Here is an 8,762-nt window from a genome sequence, read left to right as displayed (position 1 = left end):
TACTGTTTTTGCCTTCTGTGGAACGGAATGAACAAAAAATGCGAACGTCCTTATCTTGCGTTCGCAAAGTGACTTTTTAAGGGCTGACTAGTTAGAGAAAATCGGAAAAGAGGAACAGCTAAAACTTATAGCGGACGAGCATCTCGCCGTCTGCGAAAAAATTCAGTTTGTGAAAAAGAAATTCACGTTTTGAAGGAGAGTTCTCTTTGTGAAAGAAACATTCCATTAAAAAAAATTCTCCTTGTGAAAAAAAACGCCCCGTTTGAAAAAGAATCCCCCTAGTAAAAACATTCACACTTTGGAAAATTTTTAAGTGAGAGTATTTGCTCCAAAAATTTTGAGCGTTTAGTGGAGAATTATATCATTTCCCACAAAAAAAGGCCCTCTTAAAAGAGAGCCTTCCTTTTGCAAATAAAGTCGATTACTTGCGCGGATCGCCAGCGTAAACGGCCTTCTTGCCGAGTTCTTCTTCGATCACGAGAAGACGGTTGTACTTGGCAATGCGGTCGGTACGAGAGAGCGAACCGGTCTTGATCTGGCCGGCGGCAGTTCCCACCGCGAGGTCAGCAATGAAGGTGTCTTCCGTTTCGCCGGAACGGTGGGAAACGATCGGGGCGTAGCCCTTTTCCTGCGCCGTCTTGATAGCCGCGAGGGTTTCCGAAACAGAGCCGACCTGGTTCACCTTGATAAGAATCGCGTTGGCAATTCCCGCTTCGATGCCTTCGTTGAAAATCGTCGGGTTGGTAACGAACAGATCGTCGCCGACAAGGTTGATTTTCTTGCCGAGACCTTCGGTAAGAACCTTCCAACCAGCCCAGTCGTTTTCATCGAGACCGTCTTCAATGGAGAAGATGGAGAACTTGTCCACAATCTTTTCGTAGTACTTGACGAGCTGTGCGCTCTTGTAAGTCTTGCCGGTGGATTTCTTGAAAGTGTAAGTCTTGTTCTTGTCCCACTTGGTCTTTTCGCTCTTTTCTTCCTGATCGCAGAATTCCGAAGAAGCGACGTCGAGAGCGATCTTGATGTCCTTGCCGAACTTGTAACCGGCAGCTTCCGTTGCGTCCTTGAGAGCGGTCAGAGCTTTTTCCAAAGTCATCACGCCGGTAATCTTCCAGCCAAACTTGGACTTCGCATCTTTCTTGAGGGCGACGCCCGGAGCGAATCCGCCTTCGTCACCGACGGTCGTTTCAAAACCGCCCTTCTTGAGCACGCTCTTGAGGGAGTGGAAAATTTCCGTGACCATCTGGAGGCCTTCGGAGAAAGACTTTGCGCCAACCGGAGCAATCATGAATTCCTGGAAGTCGATCGGAGCCGAAGAATGCGCGCCACCGTTGATGACGTTGCACATCGGGCACGGAAGAGTGAGCTTCTTGGTGCCGTGGAGCTTCGCAATATACTGGTAAAGCGGGAGCTTGGCTTCTTTCGCAGCGGCAACGCAAACCGCCATGGAGACCGCGAGAATCGCATTGGCGCCGAGATGATTCTTGCGCATACGATCGCCGTCGAGTTCGATCATCTTGTCATCAACAGCTTTCTGGTCGAAAGCGTCCATGCCGATAATGCCCTTCTTCGAAGCAATCTTTTCATTGACATTCTTCACGGCCTTGGTCGTGCCCTTGCCACAATACGCCTTGCCGCCATCGCGGAGTTCGCAAGCTTCGCGAACACCGGTAGAAGCACCGCTAGGAACCTTGGCGACGCCTTCGACGCCGGATTCAAGAACAACAACAGCTTCGACAGTCGGATTTCCACGGGAGTCCAAAATCTGACGAGCCTTCACAGACTTGATTTTTGCAGCCATATTTTTGCCTTTTGGTTAAGTGAAAAATTTGCATTGGAAATATATAAAATTTTTCGACATTGATTCACATTCTATCCACAATGCTTGGACAATAACCCCGCGTCGATGCGTAAAAGAGGAATTTGTGGGGAGAGCCTATGGTCGGAGAACGGTCAATTCGCCGCGCAATCCCATATTTATTTTCTCGATGGCTGCACGCCTGCGGACAGTCGCTATCTCTCTGCGATTTGCAACGCATAGAACAGCTTCATCCAATTCTCGCTTTGCATTCCGTCAAAGAAAAATAGTTCATCCATTCCGCCGACAATGTTGTTCGGAGCCTCGTAGCCGATTGCCGGGTTGCTAACGTCCGCAAAACCTTCTCCGGAATCAAACTCCGACGCGATCAACAGCGCACCGTCCAAATAGATTTTCACGCTGTCTTCGAAAATCGTAAACGCATAATTGTGCCAAGAGCCGTCCAAAACATTTAATGCGGTTCCGAAGGTCTTGTTGTAATCGCCAACTCCATTTTTACGAGCGTCGATCCGCAAGTTAATAGAACCCGTCGTATCGCGTCGTTGGACGATAAATCCTACGCTATCCTTTTTGGCAGACAAAATACGCGTATAGCTTTTACCAGGTCCCGCTTGCATCGTGCTGTCCAAAAGAAACCAAAAAGAAGCGGTCATGTATTTGCCATCCACAAACGGGACGAAATTTTCAACCATGTTCCAACTATCCGTGGAATCATACCAGGCTGCATTTCCCCAAATTCCAGGAAGGTTAAATTTCTCGCGAGCCGTTTCTGAACCAAAAGTATTCCCTTCCAAATGGTTCACATAAGTTCCGAGGGCAATTTCCATAGAATCCGATTCTTGACAAAGATTCACTACAACAAAATCAATGCTGCCATTTGCGGAAAAAGACACTTTCGGCATTTTTCCCCAATAATGTTTTTTGGCTTCGGAAAAACTGCTACCAGAAACGCTCAAATTCACGACTTCCCCATCGGCATCGAGAAGGCATGGATTTTGAAACGCCGAGTCCAGCGACAGAGAAAAAGGCACGTCCTTGAAAACTTCATCGACATTTGCCAAAAATTCAAAACCTGCCGGAAGCACAATGCGCACGCTATCAGTGGAATCTTCGGCAACATTTCCATTCGAAATTTTTAGAACACCGTCCTCATCGACAAAATAAGTTTTCCCACCACCGATATTCCAATCGATGGCGATGGACCTGCTTTCACCAGTCGCAGAGGTCACAGTCACCCATTTATATAATCCTTCCGGAAGGCTGTCCAAAACGATTTTTCCCGATTCCACCGAAGCGGAATCGACGACTTTTAAATATTCATTTTCATAGATATAAACGGTATCGCCGGCAGTATCGCGAATCGACAATACAAGCGAAACCAAATCTTGCGGTTCCAAATCCCAGAGATCCGTAGCGACAACAACACAAGCAACTTGCCGATTTCCCGTATTGGTTTCAATTAGAATGCCTGCGCTATCTCCGGTCGAGCCGACATTTTCGCTACACGCCGATAGAAAATGCAAAGTAAGAACGAACACTACGCTCCATAAATTTCGATAAATCGACAAACAATTCTTCATAACAATTCCCCTTGCGCATTTTTCAAAGATTCTTCATTTTTCAAATTGCTGAACACATGCAGATTGATGTGCTCTACAAGTGTCGGCGTTTCCCTGTCGGCAATGACGATTTCACGGACTTTCGCTTTGAACATTTCTGCGGCTTTTTCCACTTGTTCCTGGGCTTTTTTCGATACTGCAAAAGTGAACGTCGTCATATCCCGAGACTGGACGCCTTCGGATTCAAGAGCCTGTTTGGACAACTCTAGGCACTGCTTTTGAAAACGCAAGACCATCCGGTTTTTACTTTGTTGGACAGTCGCGATGCTTTCCTTGGTCGGCTTCCAGAAACCGCGCTCATCGCGGTGAATCAACTTCATTTTTTGCATTAGGGAAAGGCTTACCTGTAAATGCTTTTCGCTGACCGGTGGAAAAATTTTTTGAGCAAGTTCTGAAAGATCATCCCCGACATCCATCACTTCGAGAATCGCGTAAACCGTGCTATTATACCAATTTCCAAAAAAATCGTAGGAGTCCGGATCGACAATCGCTTGCGGCGTCTTGTTCAGGCGCATCATTTCATCAAATGCAAATTCTCGGGCTTGGGATGTTTTCCCCTGATCAAAATGCACCATCGCTTTAAAATATTTGGCTTCGTTCGCTTTGAGTTCGAGAACGCGAATAAATCTTTCCAACATGTTTTCAGAAACTCTTTTGCCATGCACTACATCATTGAAGTAGCTCCGCGTATTCGGCAATCCCAATCGGATGCAGAACTCGGTCCGCGAAAATGTCGGCTCCGATTGCTGACGAATTTCTTGATACGCCGCCAGATACTTGCGAAATTTAGTGAAGTCAAAAATATTTACGAACGCGCTCATGCTCTAAAATTTAAAATTTTTCCATTTAAAATTGTAGTTGTTTTTATAGTAAAAAAACTCTAAAAAATTTCTTTACTAAAGATCCAGTGATTCATAGCCGACGGGACGTTGTTAGCGGTTTACTTTCACCATCCCAAGTTGCAAGAGCGGAGAAGCAAGGATAGCACAAAAACGAACAACTGAAAATATCAACAAAAAAGCGGCCTGTTTCCAGACCGCCGAGCCGTTTCCTCGCCTACCGCTTTCGAATCCGGAAAATCGAGTTTCCTTGCCGAACAAGGTAGATTCCCGCTTGAGACGGAATTCGTCCTCCCAAAAATTTCCCTTGGGCATCAAAGACTTGCATCTCTCCGTTGGGAACAATCATCGCATCAGGGCGATTGAGGATGGAAGTCACGGTTTCCGAGCTGGACGAATTTTCCCCAAATCCTTGAGAACTCGACGATTCTACCGCAGAAGAACTTTCGGGCACAAGCGCTTCTGAGCTAGAAGAAAATTCAATCGAAGAGGAACTCTGCAAAACGATTCCGAATTCATAAGCTCCTAAATCCGGCGCGTTTCCCATGTAAGGCAAACCCACATCAACACCTTTGTCAATCATTTGGCTGTTTTCAGTGAGCTTCAGGAAATCTAGATCCGGCAAGCTGCCGTCGCTTTGGCGAGGTCCCAACATTCCGGCAATCGTTGAAAGGTCTTGACCGGTGACAGTCATACTGGGATCGTCCACGCTCAAAAAATCCGATTCTGCCGGCGTGATGTTCAAATTCCAGGTATTGTATTCTCCGCTGACATAATCCCCGCCGATGTATGCGGTTTTATTGGGAAATGCGATATTGTTTTTCATGATATGGGCTTTGTCACCCGTGAGAATCACACCGTCGGTTCGGTTGTCGGATTCGTCCCAAGTGCTTGCCCACATGTTAAAAGCGGTGCCGTTGCTATAAGCGGTATTGTTATACCAGTAATTGCCGACGCTGCTGTGGTTTGCGTAAAAGCCGGATGCTTTGTTTTTCCAAGCGATGCAATTTTTGATGATGTGCCGACCGTTGCCAGTTTTGCTGCTGCCCGCCTTGAAACCGTTGCCATTGGCATTGGCGGGTTTCGCGGTTCCGTAATTGCTGTAGCCATGTCCCATCGCCCAACTGTTTTCCACGATTACCGGAAATTCCTGGCTGATAAAATCCCAGCCATCATCGCTATTCCACCAAGCGCGACAACCGTAAAAACGGGTGGTGTCCCCGGAACTCTGGTAATGTACGCCAAAGCCGTCTGCATTTTCACCGTCGCCCTGACGACCGTTAGGATCATAGTTATCGTGGCTGTCGCAATTCAAAAAATAATGACCGCCGCCGCTTCCTGTACCTTTTTCGTTTACAAAGAAACCCGTTCCCTTGTTATGGTGGCTGTTAATTTGTTCTAAAAAGATATGCTTACTGCGGGCGATATAGACCCCCACATTGGAGTTGTATTTCATGGGGACGTTTCGGATTTCCAATCCCTTCAAATGCAAGTAGCTGGCTTGAATTAAAATGCCCGGCGTGTACATGATGCTGTCCACGCTGCCAATGTGACTGTAGGCCTGGCCAATTTTTAAATTCGAAAAATCAAAAATCGGTTGCTCGCCCGGATAAGCCATGTAATGGATTCGATTGTCGTCGCTGGTGCCGCTCTTGTTCAAAAAAATGCCGGCGGACATACCGTCATTTCGCACATAGGTAGTGTCCACAATGTTGTAAACACCGCCTCGAATCCATACCGTATCACCAGCGGTAACGATTGCGTTGGCCTTTGCCAAAGATGCAAAGGGCAGCTCCATGGTTCCCGAATTAAGGTCGTTACCGTCCACTGCGACATAGTAGGTAGATCCATAGGCATGGGCGACCGCCAAAATACCGACTGCAGCCCAAAGGCGAACGCCTCCGATTAAATGATTTTTCTTCATACAAACACTCCAAAAACTTATTTTAAATATACCTTCATTTTTGAAGGAAGGGGACGATTTTCATTAACCGCACGTCCGTTGATATAGAATGCACGGGCGTTTTTTCGCATTTTTAAACCAGCCGAAATATTTCTTTTTCGTATAGCGGTGACGTCTTCGATTACATATTCGATGCGGTCCAAGTTCGGAGCTCCATCTGCCGTAAGCGATTTAAATGTCAGGATGCTTTTGCCTTCCGGTAACCCAAGCGAAAAAGTTTTCTCGGTCCAATCCGTCCAATCACTTGTCACCGACAAATCGAGAGAATCTATTTGAATCGAATCGTTTACGAGAATCTGTACCGGCCTGGAAGTTTTGCCGCCGTTGGCATAAACGATTTTAAAATCCCGCTTGCCGGAAGTAGAATTCCATACGGCGATTTGCAAGAAACTTCCGACCTCGTTATCCAAATTCACATAGCTTTCACCTGAAAATCCTTCATGCAAGGATTCCACAACGCCTTTGCCGATGTAGCCTTCTTCCGCTTCATAAATCACAGAATCTTTACTGACTACGTCCAAATCCTTGATTTCGGGCAACGTGATTTCTGTACTTTTTTCTTGAATCAGTTCAATATCGTCAATGGCGACCCACTGATCAGAGGAGCCGTTTACATCAAGGCCCAACGTCACTTTTCCTGATGTTACTTCAAAAGTTGCGGTTTGAACTTTTGTCCAACTTGAATTTGCCGTTATATTGGCCGCTATTTCTCCACTTCCGATATCCTTGGCAAATAACTTGACAGAATTTTGACCACCGCTACTTTGCACATAACCGCTTAATTTATATGTACCATTGGGAACATTTACCGTTTGATAAGCCGTCTGTTTCCCTGTCAAATAAAGGCTCCAGCGACCAGTGCGCTTTTTCTTGGAGTTATTGATGTTTTCACTGCTAGTACTTGCCAATTTCCATCCCGTTAGCCACGTTTGATTTACACGATCCGCTTCAAAAGAAGGATTCAAGCAATAATTGTTTCCTTGTCCCACCGACCATGTTCCTTCTTTCACATTGATATTCCATTGACTTAAGGAATGGAAAACCGGCTTTCCGCTTTCAAAAGAAATGGGAAGCCATTGGTTAAAGCCGAGACCGTTTCCTGCAAAGTCGCTCCAACGATCACCCGCATTCACGACAAAAGAACCCTTCGTGCCATTGACCATAATGAAGAATCCCGTTTGCGTCACATGGCTAAAATCGTGTTGCGTGCCTTCCAATACAAATTCCTCGCTATAAGGCCCAAAGATATTCGTCGCCGACATACAGTACGTTTGCGAGGTGTTCCAACCGTGCAAATCGGAGGAACAGAAATAATACACGCCATCGTGTTTGAACATGGCATTCCCTTCACGACCGCCCACGCGGCTCTTATGGATATTCACTGTTTTGGACGCCTCCATTTCCAAAAAATCGGAATCCCGGAGTTGGGATACATACAAATTAGTTCGACCTTTCACATTGGAGCAGATGATGTAAGCTTTTCCATCATCATCTTGAAAAACAGTCTGGTCACCTGTTCCGCCATTCACCAAGAAACTCAAATCCGTTTGAACGCGAGCGAATTTAAACGGACCTGTAGGAGAATCGCTGGTGGCAAAATATTCGCCAAATTCCCAACTGGGGCTTCCTCCTTGACCAGCCAGCACGTATTTTTTGGAATTCTTGTTATAAGCAACACCAATGCGACCAAACCACCCCGCAGCAGCCTGATCCGGTTTTAAAACAATACCTTCAAATTTCCAATTGACCAAATCCTTGGAAGAATAGCAAGTCACACCCGCAAAACCGATGTCGCTATTTTTACTTGTTGGATTTGCCGCATAAGTGACCGCACCGTTATATTTGACGCCATACCAATAATAGGTATCGCCCACTTGCAATACTCCCCCACCCTGCGAGTAGATAAAATTTCCATCGGTATCTTTCCAAAATTCATCATTCTGTATCGTTTGCGCCATCGAATTCGTCGCAAGCGCAAGCCCTAGAAAAAGCACCGATTTCATCATTGCCGATTTTATAGACAACCACATTCCCATTGAATTACCCTTTTGATGTTAAATTTTTAGTTTAAAATTTTTGAAAAAAATGCCGACGTTTCTGCGGAATTTCCGCCACTTCGTTTTCTGATATTCATAAGCACTCCTTTTTGAACGATGAATTGTCACGTCTAATTACTACAACGTTTACTACAATCACAAAAGACAATATAAAACATTTTACTACAAATTGCACTATGTTTATGAAAATTTTCCTTTTGCCGGTTTAGACACTCTGCCCGATGTCGTAGATGCGCAACTTGTCAACAGCAAAGAAGAGAACAATTTTTCCATGGAGACCTCCTTGCATGAGTTCTTCTTTAATGTAAAAAAAACTCATTTGCCAATTTTTTTACAAAAAGTCCGGTTTTGATCATTCGCCAAAGGGGAGTCTCTTTTTGAGAAAGAAGTCGGCATTCTGCGTGAAACGGAAGATGCGGTTTAGCCACTCCATTCAGACACACGAAAATGCGCAAATCACTTTGT

Annotated in this window: 5 protein-coding genes; all 5 read right to left on the bottom strand. The window is 45.6% G+C overall.

Annotated elements, in window-relative coordinates:
• Positions 1-421 precede the first annotated feature (421 nt).
• The 5 genes from eno to B5D40_RS11230 all read right to left on the bottom strand — a co-directional run bounded on the left by eno (position 422) and on the right by B5D40_RS11230 (position 8,270).
• Positions 422-1,801, bottom strand: coding sequence for a phosphopyruvate hydratase (gene eno / locus B5D40_RS11250; protein WP_078776979.1), 1,380 nt, complete (start codon positions 1,799-1,801; stop codon positions 422-424).
• 212 nt (positions 1,802-2,013) lie between these two features.
• Positions 2,014-3,399 carry a LamG-like jellyroll fold domain-containing protein gene (locus tag B5D40_RS11245; RefSeq protein ID WP_078776978.1) on the bottom strand — a complete coding sequence of 462 codons (1,386 nt, stop codon included), beginning with the start codon at positions 3,397-3,399 and terminating at the stop codon, positions 2,014-2,016.
• Entirely contained in the window at positions 3,396-4,259 is an 864-nt protein-coding gene (locus B5D40_RS11240) for a TIGR02147 family protein (RefSeq protein ID WP_078776977.1), read from the bottom strand. Before B5D40_RS11240 ends, B5D40_RS11245 begins: the two co-directional genes overlap by 4 nt.
• Before the next feature lie 235 nt (positions 4,260-4,494).
• Positions 4,495-6,201, bottom strand: coding sequence for a right-handed parallel beta-helix repeat-containing protein (locus tag B5D40_RS11235; RefSeq protein ID WP_078776976.1), 1,707 nt, complete (start codon positions 6,199-6,201; stop codon positions 4,495-4,497).
• A 17-nt stretch (positions 6,202-6,218) separates the two neighbouring features.
• Positions 6,219-8,270, bottom strand: a complete 2,052-nt coding sequence (locus B5D40_RS11230; RefSeq protein ID WP_233134315.1) for a family 43 glycosylhydrolase — start codon at positions 8,268-8,270, stop codon at positions 6,219-6,221.
• Positions 8,271-8,762: the final 492 nt, after the last annotated feature.

This window comes from Fibrobacter intestinalis, from assembly GCF_900167415.1.
In the GTDB taxonomy this organism is placed as follows: Bacteria; Fibrobacterota; Fibrobacteria; order Fibrobacterales; family Fibrobacteraceae; genus Hallerella; species Hallerella intestinalis.
Note: the sequence above shows the minus strand (reverse complement) of the source record. Positions and strands in the feature narration are given on the sequence as shown.